Origin of the sequence: Glaciecola sp. XM2, from assembly GCF_018595715.1 — a bacterium.
Classification (GTDB): Bacteria; Pseudomonadota; Gammaproteobacteria; order Enterobacterales; family Alteromonadaceae; genus Glaciecola.
Window position 1 is genome coordinate 29349 of the sequence record NZ_JAHEOJ010000014.1, and the last position, 17796, is coordinate 47144.

Consider the following 17796-nt stretch of genomic DNA (forward strand, 5'->3'; position numbering starts at 1 on the left):
GTAGCAATTTAGTGGTTATTCGGTTTATCTAGCAGAGCCGCAACAGATTTGGCAAATAATTAATAAATACACGTTGGAGAATAAGGAAGCATTGATAGGAAAATGTGTAAATTGCGCTGAAAAAATAATCTCAATGTCGTTTGATAGGCATTCGTGACCGCTCTTTTGCGCTACAACTGTTTTTAAATACCCTATCAACAAGTGGTTTTAGACACGCCAACCTCAGAGACAATATGGGCTGACATGTACTTTCGATATTATTTTTGCCGCTAGTGCATATGCGCAGCTTGTTAGGTTTTGATGCCTTTTTGCATGACTAACTTAGGCTGGCGGTTTTCAAAAAATAATCCCCAGTGCTTTTCAGGTTCGTGGGGATCATCTGAACCCTTCCATGGTTCATCAAAGGCTTCAAATACAAAGGTTAAAATCTTTTCGTGTTCGGTCCATTCGAGCAGTTGCTGATAGTAAATGTCTTGCAGTTGCTCGGATGCGTTCCACTGTTCAATCCCGCATCCATTTGCTCGCGTGGTCCAACCGGCTTCCGTGATCACAATGGGCATGTTGGGATGATGCTCCTTTACTAAATAGTAGTTCTGCTTGGTATATTCGATTGCCGTTTCGATGCTTTGATACTCCCAAACGGGATAGGTATGTATTGAAATAAAATCGAGCTTCTCGGCAAGTGGGATAAGCTTATTCGTCCACGGAACATAGTTCTCGCAAAAAGTAATAGGCACATTAACATGCTCGCGGATGCGTTGCGTAAATTCAATTAAGCGCTCCACCGGCACCATGTGATCCGTCCATTCAACACTTGCTTCATTACCTATTGAGACCGAGCATACAAAATCTGGGTATTCTTTCACCAATGCAATTAACTGCCCAATATCACGATCATTCCTTTCCCGATTGCGTGCTAGTTCATCTTCACTGAACTGAGCCCCCCAAGGACAGTTTGGATTGCTCACCTCTGCTGCGATATCTACACCAAGCATTACCGAGAAGTCTAATTTTTCTTGGGAAATAACACGAAGCACGGTGCGAGCATGTTGACTACAATCATAAAGACGCAAAAACGACCAGTCATTTAACAACAACAAATCTTCTTTGATTTCGTCGTAACTAGGATAGATTTCTAGTCTAGGATTTTGTCCTTCACGATAGCCAGAATAACAAATGGCCTTTCCAAAACGGCGGCCAAGAAGGGTTTCGATACTATCTGCTTGCATAGGATTATTTTGCATATTTATGCTTTCCGTCTTTATCGAGTATTCCCCAATAGGCTCCTACATCACCCTCGTCAGCAACTTTCCAATCTTCATCAAACGAAGAGAAATAGAACAGGGGAATAGACTCTTGCTGCGTCCAATGATACGCCTCTATAAAGTATCGGATAGCGTTTTCATATGAGGGGATTGCTGCTCTATCTGGGGTGCCTTGGTCTGGCCAACCTGTCTCACTAATGACGACGGGCTTTCCGTTAGCCACCTTGGCGGCGCGATAATACATATTTTTCATGTATGCGAGGGCGTGTTCAGCCGGGTAACCTTCCCAGAATGGATAGCAGTTTGTGAAAATCACATCGCATGCGTCTGCCACGCTGGGATGGTTTTCAAATAAGAAGTAGGCATCTACATAGCCAACGGGTATGCCAGGCGCACTTTGTTTTGCTCGGCTGATATAATCGACAAGCTGTTGTTCGCTCATTTCTTCGCGAAGCATGACTTCATTGCCCACAGCAAGAAGGTCAACATGTCCTGCTTGCGCAAGGGTAATGGCATTTTGTAGCTCTTCCTCATTGTTGTCTAAGTCGTCGTCTAGCCAAACGCCTACCATGGTTTTAAGTCCATATTGTCGAGCTATTTGCGGGATTCGTTCATTTCCTTGGGTGCATGAAAATGTGCGTATCCATTTAATGTAGGGAGCAATGAGCTGCAAGCGCTCATGAATTTGTTGAGCTGATATTTCGGTACCAGGCCCTTGTCCGGCAACATACGGGCTAAACGATAAACCATGAATTTTGTTATCTAAGAGCCTCTTTGCCTCACGTTGCAGCGCATCAATAGACAAGCTTTCTTGATTTTCTAGACGATGGTAATAGTGTTTTCCAGACATAGTTTTCTCATCTCATGACGCCGCGCATGCGGACTGTGTGTTAACTTTGACGATTAATAACACTCAAATGTAAGCGCATACATTTTAACTGCAATAAATAAAGGCTCCGTTCGGGTGGTACTTAAAAAAAGGATTTCATTTATGCGAGTGCATTGACTGATTGGCTAGCATATTACCCCTCAAAAAAAACATACGCAAGGCTAGCTGTTAGTCTAGCCATCGCGCATTTTTACAATAAAAGAGATATTTATCATACCACAGTCGCCTCAACGTTCAGTGAGTACGACTTGGTTTTTACAACTCTGCTAGCAGTTGGTCGGTGAGTTTTATCGCATCACCAATGTATGACGCAGGGGTCATATCTTTGAGGGATTGCTTTGCACTATCTGGCATGTCGAGCGCATCGATAAACACGGCAATGCCTTCACTATCAACCTTTTTACCGCGCGTTAACTCTTTGAGTTTTTCGTAAGGTTTCTCTATGCCATAGCGGCGCATAACTGTTTGAATTGGCTCTGCCATTAGCTCCCAATTGGCATCTAGTTCCTTAGCTAAACTGGTTTCATTTACTTCCAGTTTGCTTATTCCCTTTAAGGTAGATTGATAAGCGATGACAGCATAACCAATACCCACGCCTAGGTTTCTTAGGACGGTTGAGTCAGTGAGATCTCGTTGCCAGCGGCTTACAGGAAGTTTGGCGCTCAAATGCTGTAAAATCGCATTTGCAATACCCAAGTTACCTTCAGAGTTTTCAAAATCAATGGGGTTAACTTTATGTGGCATGGTCGATGAGCCAATTTCGCCAGCAATGGTTTTTTGTTTAAAGTGGCCTAGTGCAATATAGCCCCAAATATCGCGGTCAAAGTCGATTAATATTGTATTGAAGCGTGTTATGGCATCGTAGAGCTCGGCTATATAATCATGGGGTTCAATCTGTGTGGTATAGGCGTTGTGCTCTAGTCCTAGGCTTTCTACAAATTGCTTTGAAAACTCCTGCCAATCAAGCAACGGGTATGCGCTTAAATGCGCGTTATAGTTGCCTACTGCGCCGTTTAGTTTACCTAAAATAGGCACTGCTTTTATTTGCTTAAGCTGACGAGCTAGCCGCGCCGCCACGTTGGCCATTTCTTTACCTAACGTTGTAGGGGAGGCCGGTTGACCATGGGTTCTTGCCATCATCGGTAAGTGTTTATTGTCTTTAGCCAACACCGCTAATGCATCTATAATTTGTTGAGCGTACGACAATACAACATCATCAAGACCTTGCTTGAGCATTAATCCGTGAGATAAGTTATTAATATCTTCAGAGGTGCAGGCGAAGTGAATGAACTCTGTTACTGCGTTGAGCTCTGGCACAGGCTTTGTTTTTTCTTTTAAGAAATATTCTACGGCCTTTACATCATGGTTGGTGACGCGCTCTATATCTTTAATTCGCTGCGCATCTTCAACACCAAACTCATCAATAATGCTATTTAGCAGGGCATTAGCACTATCACTAAAAGGGGCCACCTCAACAATCTCTGGATGTTGGCTTAGCGCTTGAAGCCATCTTACTTCTACTAGTACACGATTTTTAATAAGGCCAAATTCGGAAAAGCTTTGACGTAAGGCTTTCGTTTTGTCGCCGTAACGTCCGTCGACGGGCGATAGTGCAGTAAGCGCTGATAATTCCATGTTGTTTCCCATAAAGGTAGAGCTAAGTTAGTTAAGTGATCGAAGAGCCTGTTTGGCACTATCAAGAATTTTATTGCGCGAGAGCAGAATATGGCGTCGTTTGCCGCCTAACTGTCGCCAGAGTACAGCAGAGCGTATGCCCGCAAGCAACAAGGTTCTGACCTTTCGCTGATTGCTCTCGATACTCAAATGTTCAGGATTACCTGCGATCTGAATTTTAGGCGCAAGAGGGCTAACAACGTCAGAGTAGATGCTCGCCAATGAGGTAAGGATTTGGCTGTTTTCAAAGCCCACATGAGCACTTTGTCGCTGCACATGTGACACTCTATTGGCAAGCTCATTTAATGCTTGTCGATTGCTGTTAAGTTTGCGTTCAAGGCTTAGAATCGAAGCAATATAACGGGTTAATTCCGCATCTTTCATTTTGCTGCTATTGTCTATTTGTTCAATCAGTGTAGTAAACCCGATTTTTAAATTGTTAGACGAGCCATACACTTGTTGAGTACTGTCGGGATCGGTGACCAGTATGCTAGAGATACTCGCTTCCACGGCGTTTTCGTCTGCTTCTCCTGTTCTTGCGATGCTTTGCACGAGTTTGGCGGCTTGACACACGCCCGCTAAAGCCAGTTGTTGTTCGTATAATGGATTTTGCATTAGGAAGCTTCTGTCATAAGAGAATGTTGTGAATGTGAAACAAAGTAAGCATCGATGATGCCGCCACCTAGGCACACTTCGTCTAGATAAAATACGACCGATTGACCAGGCGTCACCGCTTTTTGCGGCGAATCGAACATGACCTTCACATCGCCGTTGTCGAATGTGTGAAGCGTACAAGGAATATCTGCCTGGCGATAACGCGTTTTTGCGGTAACACGAGTCAAATTGATGGGGGTATCTCTATTGACCCAGTGCAGTTGTTTTGCGATCAAGCCATCGGAGTAAAGTCTAGGATGGTCTGCACCCTGCGCAACAATTAACACGTTTCGGGCAACGTCTTTGTCAACAACATACCATGGCTCTTCGCCATGATTTTTGGTGCCGCCGATATACAGGCCCTTACGCTGGCCCAGGGTATGGTACATCAGCCCTTCATGCTGACCTATTTGCTCACCGTCTACGGTCTCAATGATACCGGGCTTGGCAGGTAAGTATTGGCCAAGGAAGTCTTTAAACTTTCGCTCGCCGATAAAACATATACCAGTGCTATCTTTTTTGTTGTGCGTTAAAAGACCATGATGCTCTGCTATTTTACGAACTTCAGGTTTTTCAATATGGCCGATGGGAAAAAGCGTTTTCGCTACATGCTCATGGCTCAAGGTATATAAAAAGTAACTTTGGTCTTTATTGTTGTCGATGCCGCGTAATAACTGCCACTTGCCGTCAACTTCTCTTCTTTGGCAGTAATGGCCTGTCGCGATGTAGTCGGCGCCTAGGTCCTCTGCGGCAAACTCCAAAAACGCTTTAAATTTGATTTCTTTGTTGCACATGATGTCGGGGTTAGGCGTGCGACCCGCTTTATATTCCTCAAGGAAATATTCAAATACATTGTCCCAGTATTCTGATGCAAAATTAATTTTGTGAAGTTTGATACCCAATTTATCGGCTACGGCTTGTGCGTCGGCTAGGTCTTCTGCCGCCGCGCAGTATTCATCGTCGTCATCTTCTTCCCAGTTTTTCATGAACAGGCCTTCTACCTGATACCCTTGCTGCTGCAGCAATAAAGCTGAGACTGAGGAATCAACTCCGCCCGACATACCTACAATCACTTTGATGTTGGCGTTGTTATGTGGTGTATCCATTGAATTTTCTGTCATATATAAAAAAGATTACGCTTAATGATTAAATTTGCTCGTAACGGTTGTGCCTGAGTGACAGGCCATGCTAAAAATTTCAGCATTGCATAAGTGCAAAATGGATTTGACGAACACGACTACTTTCTAAATAAGCGCAAAGTATAGCAAAAATTTAGTTTGTGGTGCACCTACATCAAAGCAAGAGGGTAAAGTATTTATCTATATCTTAGGCTCAAATCACATTTGTCTGCTCGATGAATGAATATGGAGCAGTAGGGGGGATAATAAATGGCTTAATCAAGCATCAACCATGTTCCGTTTTCAATGCCGTCGATGGTCCAACTGCCCACCCTATAACGCACTAAACGAAGTGTCGGTAGGCCAACATGCGCTGTCATCCTGCGTACTTGTCGGTTTCTTCCTTCACTTATGGTAATGCTTAGCCATTGCGTTGGAATATGCTTGCGCTGGCGAATGGGGGGATTTCTTTCCCACAGCTGTGGCGCGTCAATGATCTTGACTTGCGCCGGTTGTGTCATGCCATCTTTTAGCTCTACCCCATTGGTCAGTGCTTCGATCGCTTTAGGATGCGCTTCGCCTTCTACTTGTACCCAATAGGTTTTGCTGACCTTATGAATTGGATTGGCCAATTCGTGGGCGAGTTTGCCATCGTTGGTTAATACCAATAAGCCTTCACTGTCTTGATCGAGACGACCCGCAGCATAGACATCTGGAATATCAATAAAGTCTTTTAAAGTTCGCCGGCCTTGTGCATCAGTAAACTGTGACAGCACCATATGAGGCTTATTGAACAGGAGTATTTTTCGTTTGGATTTGTGCAAATGACGCTCGATATAAAAAAAGCGTCGAGTTAGATGACGCTACACATAAAAAAGCAGGCGTTAAACCTGCTTTTTTTGATACTTTACTTATCGTACAAACTATCGATTCGGCTCTTCATCCGCTAAATCGATGTTTTCTGCGTGTAGACCTTTGGGACCTTGTTCAATGTCAAACTTGACACTTTGACCAGCTTTCAAAGAGCGATATCCATCCATTTGAATTGTTGAATAATGAGCGAATATATCCTCACCGCCGTCTTCAGGAACAATAAAACCAAAGCCTTTCGCATTATTAAACCACTTCACTTTACCGACTGCCATTGCAAAACTTCCTATCCATAGTGCTTGAAAACTTTTACTACCATCTCCACTATGTATACTACGAAGTAATGCATAAACCAATCCTACCAGTGGCGATCGTTATGAAGTGTTTACGTAAATAATCACCTCATATTTATTAGATTAGGTTTTTTGCGTTGATTTTGTCAAGTTTTTAACCCATCTTTTAGACTTATAGTGTAGAAATCTCACTTGCGCTTTAACAAGGCCCTATTATAGTAAATATGAGTAGAGAAAATATTATGAACGTCGATGGTGAAAAGCTCATTGAGCTGCAAAAGCAGAAAACAGAGCCACCGCCGATGTATAAAGTGATGCTAAACAACGACGATTACACGCCCATGGATTTTGTCATCGAAGTATTGACGAAATTCTTTGGGATGGACTCAGAAAAAGCAAACCAACTAATGCTGACCGTGCATTATCGCGGAAAAGCAGTTTGTGGCATATATACTGCAGAGATAGCAGAAACTAAAGTCATGCAGGTTAACCAGTATTCTCGTAAACATCAGCACCCGTTGATGTGTACCATGGAACCAGCGCAATAAAGGGGCAATTATGCTAAATAAAGATTTAGAACAGACCTTGAATGAGGCCTTTGTGTATGCGCGTCAAAACCGTCACGAGTTTATGACGGTCGAACATCTGTTGTTGATGTTGCTCGATAATCCCGCCGCACAAGAAGCGCTAAAGGCTTGTGGCGCGAAAGTAGAGACGTTGCGAAGCGAACTCACCGAATTTGTCAATGAAACAACGCCGCTGATATCTGAAGAAGATAGCACCGAGCGTGAAACCCAACCAACGCTGGGCTTTCAGCGCGTTTTGCAGCGAGCGGTTTTCCATGTCCAGTCTTCTGGTAAAGGAGAGGTAACCGGTGCAAACGTACTCGTTGCTATCTTTAGCGAGCAAGAGTCGCAAGCGGTTTATATTCTGAAGAAGTCAGATGTTACTCGCCTAGACGTAGTGAATTTCATCTCCCATGGTGTCAGTAAAGCAGACGATGATGAAAGCAGTAGCGCAGAAGAAGTGAACGAAGAAGGCGCTGAGGGTGAAGAAAACCAATCAATGCTCTCTAAGTACGCAAGCAACCTAAATGTTGCCGCAAAAGAGGGCAAAATCGATCCGCTTATTGGCCGTGATAGCGAAGTTGAGCGTTCGATACAAATTTTATGTCGCCGTCGTAAAAACAACCCATTATTAGTAGGTGAAGCCGGTGTAGGTAAAACCGCTATCGCTGAAGGCTTAGCATATCGCATTGTGAATGAAGATGTGCCAGACGTGATTGCCGATAGCACTATATACTCTTTGGATTTGGGGGGCTTATTAGCCGGCACCAAATACCGTGGTGACTTTGAGAAACGTCTAAAAGGTATCTTAAAAGAGCTAACGAAAGACACCAAAGCCATTCTATTTATTGATGAAATCCACACTATTATCGGCGCCGGTGCTGCTTCGGGCGGCGTGATGGACGCATCTAATTTGCTCAAGCCTAAATTAAGCAGTGGTGAGTTGCGCTGCGTTGGCTCAACCACTTATCAAGAGTACCAAGGTATTTTTGAGAAGGACCGTGCACTCGCTCGCCGTTTCCAAAAGATTGACGTGTTGGAGCCCAGTGTAAGCGATACTACTAAAATTTTGATGGGCTTGAAGTCACGTTATGAAGAACATCACAGTGTGCGCTTTACAAACAAAGCACTACAAGCGGCTGCAGAGCTTTCAGCGAAGTATATCAACGAGCGTCATTTGCCCGATAAAGCCATTGACGTAATCGATGAAGCAGGGGCAAGCCAGCGTTTATTGCCAGCATCTAAACGTAAGAAAACGATTAATGTGGCTGATATTGAGCAAATCATTTCAAAGATTGCTCGTATCCCAGAGAAGTCGGTTTCTGCGTCGGATAAAGACGTGCTCAAAAACCTTGGCCGCAACCTTAAAATGGTGGTGTTTGGACAAGATGAGGCGATTGAAAAGCTGTCTGATGCAATTCAACTATCTCGCTCGGGCTTAGGCAATGAAACTAAACCAATTGGTAACTTCTTGTTTGCTGGCCCAACGGGTGTGGGTAAAACTGAGGTGACGCAACAACTGGCTAAAATCATGGGCGTTGAGCTAGTGCGCTTTGATATGTCTGAATATATGGAGCGTCACGCGGTCAGTCGATTGATAGGCGCACCTCCTGGCTATGTCGGTTTTGACCAAGGTGGATTGTTGACCGATGCGGTCATTAAACACCCGTATTCAGTCGTCTTGCTTGATGAAATAGAAAAAGCGCATAGCGATATCTACAATATCTTGTTGCAAGTAATGGATCACGGTACGTTGACCGACAATAACGGTCGCAAAGTAGACTTTAGAAACGTCGTGCTGGTGATGACCACAAACGCCGGAGTTCGCGATACTGTTAAGAAGTCTATTGGCTTTAAGCAACAGGATCACAGCCACGATGCGATGGGAGAAATCAATCGTACGTTTACGCCAGAGTTTAGAAACCGCCTTGATAGCATTGTATGGTTTAACCATCTTAGCCAAGAAGTTATTCTACAAGTGGTTGATAAGTTCATCATTGAACTTCAAGCACAGCTTGATGTGAAGGGTGTGTCATTAGAAGTTAGCGACAAAGCGCGTGAATGGTTGGCTACTCAAGGATATGATAAGAGCATGGGCGCACGCCCAATGTCTCGCTTGATTCAAGACCAGTTAAAACGTGAACTTGCATCAGAACTGCTATTTGGACAGTTAAGTAAAGGTGGAGAAGTGCGCGTTGGGCTTCGAAACGACAAGCTAACGTTCAAGTACAGCAGTATTGAGGCACAAAAAAGCGAAGCGTAGAAGTATTAGCTGAAGTATCAAAAAACCCGCTTAACAGCGGGTTTTTGTTATCTAGTGCCTTCGTTTTCCATTTTAATGAAGGATTAACGGGCTCTATAGATAATACGGCCTTTACTCAGGTCGTATGGAGTCATTTCAACAGTGACTTTGTCACCCGTTAAAATACGAATATAGTTTTTGCGCATCTTGCCAGAGATATGAGCCGTTACAACGTGGCCGTTTTCTAACTCAACTCGAAACATGGTGTTTGGAAGTGTGTCTAACACCGTACCTTCCATTTCAATACAATCTTCTTTTGCCATTTTGCAGAAGCTACCTCAAATAGGGTTGATAAATTTTTGCCGCGCGAACCTTAACTAAAATCATCATGATAGTAAAGGTTTTCCTGACAATTGGCTCAAGTTTTATAGGGTTTAAGGGTATTGTACCCAACGATTGTCAATTAATCGTTGATAAGGTTCAAAAGCAGTTTTGTAATTCATCTTACGGCACTCATCAATTTGGTAGCCAAGATACAAAAACGGTAATCCCATTGCGTCAGCTTGATAAATTTGTTGCATGATCATGAATTTACCCAACGAATGCTTTTCAAAATCAGGCGAATAGTAGGTATAAAGCGCGGACAATCCATCCTTCACTCTATCGGTTACTGCAACCGCAAGCAAGCTGCCATCATCTTGTCGCGCTTCAAGAAAGACGGGTTGTTGCCACTGACAAGCAATAAAATTGCGGTATTGAGTGTAACTTGGCGGATACATAGTGCCATCGGCATGAAAAGCGCTAATGTATCTTTCATAAAGGGGGTAGTGGTCATCCCTCTGATCGCTTGTCATTTTTACTTTTATATGTTTATTTTTCGCTAGGATGCGCTTTTGACTTTTGCTCGGACTGAACTCTCCGGTTAATACGCGCACAGAGTTACAGCGCCTGCAATCAGGGCAATGGGGGCGATATAATTGTTCACCGCTGCGTCTAAAGCCAGAGTGCATGAGCTGTGAATATAATTCATTCAGCTCGTTTGCGGGTGCCATACTCACCAGCAGCTGCTCTTCATATTCTGGCAAATAGTTGCATGTGAAGCGCTGCGTGATCCCAAACTTCATGTTACTCAAAACTAAGCGCCTGTGCTGCCCAGCATCCATCTGCATCTTTACGAGCGCATGCATCATGCCAGAGTGTCAAAAACTTTTCGCGAGGTATGTCGATACATCCAAGCGTTTCTAAGTGAGGGTTAACCATCTGACAATCAATGAATTGCAGTCCAAATTGGCGCATTTGCGTGACTAACGCCCAAAGGGCTGCTTTACTCGCATCGGTTTGTAAATGGAACATCGACTCCCCGCAAAACGCACCGTTTATGCCAATGCCATACAATCCACCAACAAGCGTATTGTCTTCGCCCCAGACTTCTACTGAGTGCGCAAACCCTTGCTCATGAAGCGTCTGGTAGGACAACACCATAGAGTTGGTTATCCAAGTAGTATTCGCGTGCTGGACATTATCAACATTGATGGGGTGGCGGGGGACCTTCGAACAGTGCTCTATTACCGCGTTAAACGCCATATTCATGGTAACGGTGAAGCCCTGTTTGCGAAGGCTTTTGCGAAGGCTTTTGCTTGGTTCAAAGTCGTCTAAAAATATCACACCACGAGGGTCAGGTGACCACCATAAGAGGGGCTCACCCTCGCTGAACCATGGGAAAATGCCCTCTCTATAGCCTTTCATAAGGCGCTCTGGCGACAAATCACCGCCAAAAGCGAGTAGGCCATTGGGCTCTTTTAGTGCAAGTGAAACGCTAGGGAAACTAAGTTCTTGATCGAGTTTGAACAGTTCTATCATGCTTAGTTCTCGCGCTTGTGGAGGTATTGATAAACGTGCTAACTTAAAGCGCGTCTAAATACTTCTCAGCGTCCAATGCAGCCATACAACCCGTGCCTGCTGAGGTGATAGCTTGTCTGTATACATGGTCGCTGACGTCACCAGCAGCAAATACGCCGGGCACGCTTGTTTGCGTTGCATTGCCATGAAGGCCACTGTTAACGACGATGTAACCGTCTTTCATTTCCAGCTCGCCTTCAAAAATGCTGGTGTTAGGACTATGGCCAATCGCAATAAATACGCCCATTGCATTAACATCGCTTAACTCGCCCGACTGGGTGTCTTTAATGCGAATGCCAGTCACGCCCATATCATCACCTAACACTTCTTCTAAGGTTTTGTTGAGATGCAATACAACATTTCCGTTTTTGGCTTTATCCATTAGACGATCCGCAAGAATTTTCTCACTTCTAAAGCTGTCTCTTCTATGAATGACGTGCACTTCGGAGGCAATGTTGGATAGATACAAGGCTTCTTCAACCGCAGTATTACCGCCACCCACAACCGCGACCTTTTGGTTACGATAGAAAAACCCGTCGCATGTTGCGCACGCACTTACGCCCTTGCCCATAAACGCAGTTTCACTTTCAAGGCCTAAGTATTTAGCAGACGCACCAGTGGCAATAATCAAAGCATCGCAGGTGTAAGTGCCTTGATCACCTTTAAGTGTAAACGGACGCTCTCGCAGATTCGTTTCATTAATGTGGTCAAAGATGATCTCTGTATCAAACTTTTCAGCATGTTTCTGCATTCTTACCATTAAGTCTGGGCCGGTTAAATCATCTGGATCACCTGGCCAGTTCTCAACTTCTGTGGTGGTGGTTAACTGGCCACCTTGCTGAATTCCGGTCAATAATACGGGGGTAAGGTTAGCGCGAGCGGCGTATACTGCTGCACTATATCCTGCTGGACCTGAGCCTAAAATTAACAGTGGCACGTGTCTGCTTGTTGCCATTTACTTCTCCAACTAAAATTACTGTGTGTTTGCTATATACGGGCAAGTTGATGGTTTTCAATTGTGTTTATAAAAGAGTTTGAAATATGCGTTTGCTAATAAGTACATCTTAAAGCCAATGCGTATATCATGTAATGAAAAGTTACCAAATGTGCCTAATTAAATTTGTTAGTAAGAGTAGCATCTATGCTATGCTTTGAGTAGTTTCGATGAAAAATTTGCGTGAGCAATATGTTACATCTTATACCTAAATACATTAAAGATGGCCGTGAGTACATGCGTATTTGGCCAATGGAAAAGCAGCTTTACTCGTTGTTTCCAGAGTGCCGCATTATTACTGCGACAAAGTTTGGTATGCAAGTCATGCCACCTATTGCTGTGCTTATGGTTGCACTTCAGCTGCACTATTTAGGTATTGAGCATTTGCCTCAAGCACTCACCATTGGCGTTTTCTTTTTCTCACTGCCTTTACAGGGCTTGTATTGGCTGGGTAATCGTTCAAACCAGCCTTTGCCACCAGCGATGTTAAATTGGTACAAAGATATTTACTTAAAGATGCAGCAACAAGGGTGTGCATTGGAAAGTATTAGCCCCAAACCGCGCTTTAAAGAGCTAGGTAAGCTATTGCGTACGGCTTTTAAAGAGCTAGATAGAGCATTTACCAAAAACTTATTTTAACGACAGCGGAGTCATTTTACGTGACATCCGCACTCGCGACTAATGCCTGCCTACATCTTCGGCAATGATATACCTGTTTTTTGGCGATGATTCGATTGTGTCGAGTTGCGCTTAGCAACATTGAACCGCATGCACAGTAATATTCATAGCTTTTGATGCCAATTGTCGTGACGTCGAGTTGGTGTTTGACTTGGGCCGGCACCGCAAACACATCTTGCATCACGTGTTGCCATTCCCGTCCATGTGGCCTGACTTTACCAAAATGATGAAACACCACTAAATGTGCCAATTCATGAGGGATAACGTCCGAAAGGAAGTAGTCGACGTTTTGTGCAAAGAGTTTAGGCTGCAGTCTGATAATATTGTTTTGTAAAACCGCTGCGCCTGCAATTCGGCCGCGTTGATTAAGATGTATCTCAGGTGTCGGTTGTGAATGATATTGTGTGCCCGCGAGTAAGCGCATTTTTGAGGCTAAGGTATCGTTTGCTAAGTTGAGTAGGTCAGTATTCATAAGGCATATTGTGTCACGAAAATTCAAACAAAAAAAGAGAGCGATAACGCTCTCTTTTTCATTTTAAATACATCTAAACGTGTATTAATGAACCTTACATTCTAGGCACAATACATAACTCGACATAGGGTCATTCATTTCGGTTAGCACTTGCAGTTCCTTTTCCACATCCTGAGCCATTAGCATCAAAGGGTGGGTAGGAATGCTGATGTTAGCACCTGAGAATACCGCTTGAGCATTTTGGAAGAAGTTCTGCCAGAACAGCTCTTTTGGTGATAATTTGCGAGTGACGTAGTTGGTAACGTAATCTTCTAAAGAGGCCAACTCAGCGGCTTTCTCAATCGCTAAATCTAACCCGCCTAGCTCATCAACTAAACCAAGTTCTAAGGCTTGCGTGCCAACCCAAACGCGGCCTTGAGCAATTTCGTCAACGGCTTCTGCGGTCATGCCTCGCTCACTAGCTACTAACGAAATGAAGCGCTCGTATCCACGCTCTATGTTCATTTGAATAAGCTTTTTGTAACCGTCGGCTAATTCACGGTCAATACCAATACCATTGAGTTCGGTAGTAGACACACCGTCGGAATACACACCAAGGTATGCCAATGAGTTTTCGAAGGTAGTAAACATACCAAAAATACCAATCGAACCGGTAATGGTGCTCGGCTCAGCGATAATATGGTCAGCGCTCGCTGAAATCCAATATCCACCAGAGGCTGCAACACTACTCATTGTTGCCACTACTGGCTTACCAGCTTGTTTTAGTAGTACCACTTCGTTACGGATAACTTCAGACGCAAAGGCGCTACCACCACCTGAATCAACCTGCAATACAACCGCTTTAACCTTGTCGTCTTCACGAGCCTGTCTAAGAAGTGCTGCAGTGCTATCGCCGCCAATGCTTCCAGGTTTTTGTACGCCATCCGTTATAGTTCCTTTCGCCACAACAATCGCTACCTGGTCTTTTTGAGACGGTACTTTTGGCAGTGGAGGGTTGACAATATCAAGGTAGTTATTAAATGTAATGTAGTTGTAAGGCTTATCGCCTTCGCCAGGACCAAGAAGCTCGGTCATTTCACTGCGAAAATCATGCTTAGTTCTTAGTCCATCTACCCAGCCATTGTCCAAGGCATATTGTGCGGTATCGCCATTTACGGCTTCAAATTTCGTTAGCAAGGAGTCGAAGGTTTCATCAAAGTTGGCCTCATCAAACGGACGTGCCGTTGCAATATCCTCTTTATACTGTGCCCAAAGTTCGTTAAGCCAAGCGACGTTCGCTTCTTTTGCTTCATCCGACATGTCATTGCGGGTGAAAGGTTCTACCGCAGATTTAAACTTACCCACTTTGAATACGTGCGTGCTGGCCTTGATGTTTTCTAAGCCGTCTTTGAAGTAATTACCGTATGAGGCATACCCTTCTAAAATCACACTACCCATTGGATGCAAGTAAATCGCATCTGCGTTAGCTGCCAAATAGTACTGATTGCGAGAGTATCCATTCCCCATTGCGTAAATCGGTTTACCACTTTCTTTAAATACCTGCATGGCCGCACTGACTTCGGCTAGTTTATCTAAGCCACCGCCGCCAAAGCCATCTAGAGATAGGACTAAAGCTTCAATGCGTTTGTCTTGTGCTGCATTCTCTATCACTTTGACCAAATCACGGACTAAAATTTCAGGATTTTCTTGTTGTCCGCCCAATGCTTCTTGGAAAAACTCTTCAGCAGGGTCTACAAATTGTTTCTCAATAACCAAATTACCTTTTAAATTCAGCACGAGTGCGCTGCTTTCAGATACGGTCATTTTGTCTGAGTCACCACTCATTGCAGCGACTAATATGCCTACAATAATGGCGATAAATATAATGTTAAATACCAGCCTGCGACTGAAATTCAGTGCGCTCCACAACCCGACAAAAATCGCTTTTGTCCAACTTCTCTTTTCAGTCATTCTTAGTGCCTTTCCTTAATGTGCTCTTGCACGTACTGCAATATATCTGCTTCTCGCTCACAGACGGCTTCTGCTACTATAGTACGATAATTTGCAACGTACTCTAAGTCCAAATTGTAATAGTTTGTAACTTAATGTTTTTAGGTTGTATTTACACGTAAGGATCAGCGTCGTGTCGTTTTTCAATAATATTGTGCGTAATGTTAAATGGCATCTTTCAATATGTTTCCATTTGAGGTTTACAAGTGCAACCAATGATATGCGACACGATGCGTGTTTTTACTTGCCTTATTCCAAGATGCAAATTACGCTTTGATCACACGCAATGCTAGTCGATACGCGTTCATTTTTTTAATAGGAAACAACATGCAAGCATTGGATTTATTGCTCACTAGAAGTTCACAACCACGTCTTCAAGCTCCTGCCCCAGAGGGTGAGGCCCTACAAAACATTTTGAAAAGTGCAATGCGTGCACCAGACCACCGCTCGCTATCGCCGTGGCGATTCATTGTGTGCACCGGGGATGGGCTACAAAAGTTGGGCGCTATTTTTGAAGAGGCGGCAATTTGTAATGGCGCTGATGCGTCTGTTGTCGATCGCGCCAGCCAGCTTCCTTTGCGCGCTCCAATGGTAATAGTGGCGATTTGCAATCATATTGAACATGATGGGGTGCCTTGGGTAGAGCAAGTGGCCTCTTCTGCATGCGCGGTTCAGGCAATGCAAATGGCAGCTGTGGCACAGGGCTTTCAAGGTATTTGGCGCACGGGCACCTATGCCCGAGATGAGAGCGTAAAAAAGGCGTTTAATTGTAAATCAGAGGACGAAATTTTGGGTTTCTTGTATCTAGGAACGAGCCCGTTAAAGGCGATGGCAAAACCCGCAAAATCGCTAGACGATTATTTTGAACATTGGCAGTAACAGGGGCTGAAAATCATTTCAACCCCACCGAGCAGATAAAATAGGGCAGGTGTTGTGGGGGCCTGCCTATCTATTGGCTTAAGATTCTAGCTTAAACGTCAAGCCAGCATGTTCTTGCAAACGAGCGATTAAGCGTTCACCAAATGCAGGTGCTGGGGTATAAAACCCGCCGCTTAACTCGTTTGTTTCATTTGCCAAGCATACCGCGCTCTGGGCAATCATTTTAGAAGTAGACCCATATCCGGGGTCTTTATCACCACTGACACTTGCCGCGTAAATATTGCCATTGGCATGCTCACCAATAAAGAGCACATCATAAAAACCGTTTTCACGCTCTTCTTTGCTTGGGCCTTCACCCGGTTTTGGGCCTTTATCCGAGCCTAATGATTTGTCATTAGCGACATGATTGGCCATCGCTTCACCCTTTTCACCGCCGCCGGTCAAGAGCATTTCATCGTATTGAAACGCTTCTGAATAGGCATATCCGCTGAGCATGTTGGAGCGGTGAATATTTTTTGTATTGATAGCGGCCATGATAAAAGGCGCTGCCCAAGACTTTAGTGCTTCGTCATAATACACCTTGTCTCCATTGGGTTGCTCGACCCCTACATTAGTATCAGCAAGTGAAAGCGGGTTTCTTAGCACGTTCATTACCTCAGGATCTGCAAACGCTGCTTTGAGGGTTGCTTTTAAACTCGCTGCCGTGCCACCTGAAAAGGTCCCCTGCATTTTTCTAACTCTTCCTTTAACATAGGTAAGCGCAGAGCCCGTTTCCTTTATTACATGTTGTTGCAAGAATAAAACGCCTAAGTCGAACGGTACCGAGTCAAATCCGCATGAGAATACGATTTTAGCCCCCGTTTTTTCTGCCTCGCTTTGGTACTTGTTGATCATCGCGTGCATCCAAGCCGGTTCGCCGCATAAGTCGACATAACCGGTACCATTTTCGACACAGGCTTTTAGCAAGGTTTCGCCATAGAGCTGATATGGCCCAACGGTAGTTAATACCACTTTACAAGACTGGCACAAATCATTAAGCGCTGCTGTATCGTCGGCATCTGCGCTCAATACGTCGATTTCACTACTAATATTGAGCTGCTGTTTTATATCTTCAAGTTTCTTAGCGTTACGTCCGGCGATTGCCCACTTTACATTGCTGCCTGCTGGGTATTGCTGCGCCATATATTCTGCGACCAATTGCCCGGTAAAGCCGCTAGCGCCATACACGACTACGTCATATTTTTTATTAGATTGTTGCATGTGCCCATCCTGATATCAGTTAAGGTTGTAATGTCCCTCTCGTACTAAGGGATG

General features: G+C 44.2%; 18 protein-coding genes. 4 read left to right on the forward strand and 14 right to left on the reverse strand.

The genetic code is table 11. From position 1 onward, the window contains the following. Positions 1-290 precede the first annotated feature (290 nt). The 7 genes from KJ365_RS00580 to cspD form a co-directional block, all read right to left on the reverse strand. Positions 291-1244, reverse strand: coding sequence for a glycosyl hydrolase family 17 protein (locus KJ365_RS00580; protein ID WP_214449681.1), 954 nt, complete (start codon positions 1242-1244; stop codon positions 291-293). Continuing rightward, positions 1234-2115, reverse strand: a complete 882-nt coding sequence (locus tag KJ365_RS00585) for a glycoside hydrolase family 17 protein (protein WP_214449682.1) — start codon at positions 2113-2115, stop codon at positions 1234-1236. Before KJ365_RS00585 ends, KJ365_RS00580 begins: the two co-directional genes overlap by 11 nt. Positions 2116-2409: 294 nt before the next feature. Further along, a complete protein-coding gene (gene purB, locus KJ365_RS00590; protein ID WP_214449683.1) occupies positions 2410-3789 on the reverse strand; it encodes an adenylosuccinate lyase in 1380 nt (459 codons plus the stop codon). Between the two features lie 27 nt (positions 3790-3816). After that, a complete protein-coding gene (gene hflD, locus KJ365_RS00595; RefSeq protein ID WP_214449684.1) occupies positions 3817-4443 on the reverse strand; it encodes a high frequency lysogenization protein HflD in 627 nt (208 codons plus the stop codon). Next, complete coding sequence (mnmA, locus tag KJ365_RS00600) at positions 4443-5588, reverse strand: tRNA 2-thiouridine(34) synthase MnmA (RefSeq protein ID WP_250883960.1); 1146 nt, start codon at positions 5586-5588, stop codon at positions 4443-4445. Before mnmA ends, hflD begins: the two co-directional genes overlap by 1 nt. Before the next feature lie 287 nt (positions 5589-5875). Beyond that, positions 5876-6424, reverse strand: a complete 549-nt coding sequence (locus tag KJ365_RS00605) for a pseudouridine synthase (RefSeq protein WP_284731240.1) — start codon at positions 6422-6424, stop codon at positions 5876-5878. A gap of 99 nt (positions 6425-6523) precedes the next feature. Beyond that, positions 6524-6745: a cold shock domain-containing protein CspD gene (gene cspD / locus KJ365_RS00610; protein ID WP_214449686.1), complete on the reverse strand. Its 222-nt coding sequence runs from the start codon at positions 6743-6745 to the stop codon at positions 6524-6526. Positions 6746-6987: 242 nt separating this feature from the next. On the opposite strand from cspD, the gene clpS reads away from it, so the two are divergent. Both clpS and clpA read left to right on the forward strand, forming a co-directional pair. Next, positions 6988-7311 (forward strand): ATP-dependent Clp protease adapter ClpS, encoded by a 324-nt coding sequence (gene clpS / locus KJ365_RS00615; RefSeq protein ID WP_214449687.1) that lies wholly within the window; start codon positions 6988-6990, stop codon positions 7309-7311. A gap of 10 nt (positions 7312-7321) precedes the next feature. Next, on the forward strand, positions 7322-9592 hold the full coding sequence (gene clpA, locus KJ365_RS00620) for an ATP-dependent Clp protease ATP-binding subunit ClpA (protein ID WP_214449688.1): 2271 nt from the start codon (positions 7322-7324) through the stop codon (positions 9590-9592). A gap of 83 nt (positions 9593-9675) precedes the next feature. Here the strand turns inward: clpA and infA are convergent, their stop codons facing one another. The 4 genes from infA to trxB form a co-directional block, all read right to left on the reverse strand. After that, the gene (infA, locus tag KJ365_RS00625; protein WP_006010397.1) at positions 9676-9894 is read right to left on the reverse strand and encodes a translation initiation factor IF-1; all 219 of its coding nucleotides are present in this window, start codon (positions 9892-9894) and stop codon (positions 9676-9678) included. 111 nt (positions 9895-10005) lie between these two features. Continuing rightward, a complete protein-coding gene (locus KJ365_RS00630) occupies positions 10006-10695 on the reverse strand; it encodes an arginyltransferase (RefSeq protein ID WP_214450078.1) in 690 nt (229 codons plus the stop codon). Between the two features lies 1 nt (position 10696). Next, entirely contained in the window at positions 10697-11431 is a 735-nt protein-coding gene (gene aat / locus KJ365_RS00635; RefSeq protein ID WP_214449689.1) for a leucyl/phenylalanyl-tRNA--protein transferase, read from the reverse strand. 43 nt (positions 11432-11474) lie between these two features. After that, positions 11475-12425 carry a thioredoxin-disulfide reductase gene (trxB, locus tag KJ365_RS00640; RefSeq protein WP_214449690.1) on the reverse strand — a complete coding sequence of 317 codons (951 nt, stop codon included), beginning with the start codon at positions 12423-12425 and terminating at the stop codon, positions 11475-11477. Positions 12426-12656: 231 nt separating this feature from the next. On the opposite strand from trxB, the gene yfbV reads away from it, so the two are divergent. Beyond that, positions 12657-13103 (forward strand): terminus macrodomain insulation protein YfbV, encoded by a 447-nt coding sequence (gene yfbV, locus KJ365_RS00645; protein ID WP_214450079.1) that lies wholly within the window; start codon positions 12657-12659, stop codon positions 13101-13103. A gap of 16 nt (positions 13104-13119) precedes the next feature. Here yfbV and KJ365_RS00650 read toward each other — a convergent pair whose 3' ends face one another. Both KJ365_RS00650 and sppA read right to left on the reverse strand, forming a co-directional pair. Then, complete coding sequence (locus KJ365_RS00650; RefSeq protein WP_214449691.1) at positions 13120-13614, reverse strand: SprT family zinc-dependent metalloprotease; 495 nt, start codon at positions 13612-13614, stop codon at positions 13120-13122. A gap of 84 nt (positions 13615-13698) precedes the next feature. Further along, positions 13699-15564, reverse strand: a complete 1866-nt coding sequence (sppA, locus tag KJ365_RS00655) for a signal peptide peptidase SppA (protein WP_214449692.1) — start codon at positions 15562-15564, stop codon at positions 13699-13701. Between the two features lie 366 nt (positions 15565-15930). Between sppA and KJ365_RS00660 the strand changes: the two genes are divergently transcribed. Beyond that, positions 15931-16482 (forward strand): NAD(P)H nitroreductase, encoded by a 552-nt coding sequence (locus KJ365_RS00660; protein WP_214449693.1) that lies wholly within the window; start codon positions 15931-15933, stop codon positions 16480-16482. A 78-nt stretch (positions 16483-16560) separates the two neighbouring features. On the opposite strand, the gene KJ365_RS00665 is transcribed toward KJ365_RS00660, so the two are convergent. Then, positions 16561-17742: a saccharopine dehydrogenase family protein gene (locus KJ365_RS00665; RefSeq protein WP_214449694.1), complete on the reverse strand. Its 1182-nt coding sequence runs from the start codon at positions 17740-17742 to the stop codon at positions 16561-16563. Between the last annotated feature and the right edge of the window lie 54 nt (positions 17743-17796).

Bases quoted from the DNA above. Each gene is read 5' to 3' on its own strand.
- aat (WP_214449689.1), bottom strand. From the start codon at position 11,431: ATGATAGAACTGTTCAAACTCGATCAAGAACTTAGTTTCCCTAGCGTT.
- hflD (WP_214449684.1), bottom strand. From the start codon at position 4,443: ATGCAAAATCCATTATACGAACAACAACTGGCTTTAGCGGGCGTGTGT.
- KJ365_RS00660 (WP_214449693.1), top strand. From the start codon at position 15,931: ATGCAAGCATTGGATTTATTGCTCACTAGAAGTTCACAACCACGTCTT.
- mnmA (WP_250883960.1), bottom strand. From the start codon at position 5,588: ATGGATACACCACATAACAACGCCAACATCAAAGTGATTGTAGGTATG.
- KJ365_RS00585 (WP_214449682.1), bottom strand. From the start codon at position 2,115: ATGTCTGGAAAACACTATTACCATCGTCTAGAAAATCAAGAAAGCTTG.
- sppA (WP_214449692.1), bottom strand. From the start codon at position 15,564: ATGACTGAAAAGAGAAGTTGGACAAAAGCGATTTTTGTCGGGTTGTGG.
- purB (WP_214449683.1), bottom strand. From the start codon at position 3,789: ATGGAATTATCAGCGCTTACTGCACTATCGCCCGTCGACGGACGTTAC.
- KJ365_RS00580 (WP_214449681.1), bottom strand. From the start codon at position 1,244: ATGCAAAATAATCCTATGCAAGCAGATAGTATCGAAACCCTTCTTGGC.
- yfbV (WP_214450079.1), top strand. From the start codon at position 12,657: ATGTTACATCTTATACCTAAATACATTAAAGATGGCCGTGAGTACATG.
- KJ365_RS00665 (WP_214449694.1), bottom strand. From the start codon at position 17,742: ATGCAACAATCTAATAAAAAATATGACGTAGTCGTGTATGGCGCTAGC.
- KJ365_RS00650 (WP_214449691.1), bottom strand. From the start codon at position 13,614: ATGAATACTGACCTACTCAACTTAGCAAACGATACCTTAGCCTCAAAA.
- trxB (WP_214449690.1), bottom strand. From the start codon at position 12,425: ATGGCAACAAGCAGACACGTGCCACTGTTAATTTTAGGCTCAGGTCCA.
- clpS (WP_214449687.1), top strand. From the start codon at position 6,988: ATGAGTAGAGAAAATATTATGAACGTCGATGGTGAAAAGCTCATTGAG.
- clpA (WP_214449688.1), top strand. From the start codon at position 7,322: ATGCTAAATAAAGATTTAGAACAGACCTTGAATGAGGCCTTTGTGTAT.
- KJ365_RS00630 (WP_214450078.1), bottom strand. From the start codon at position 10,695: ATGAAGTTTGGGATCACGCAGCGCTTCACATGCAACTATTTGCCAGAA.
- cspD (WP_214449686.1), bottom strand. From the start codon at position 6,745: ATGGCAGTCGGTAAAGTGAAGTGGTTTAATAATGCGAAAGGCTTTGGT.
- infA (WP_006010397.1), bottom strand. From the start codon at position 9,894: ATGGCAAAAGAAGATTGTATTGAAATGGAAGGTACGGTGTTAGACACA.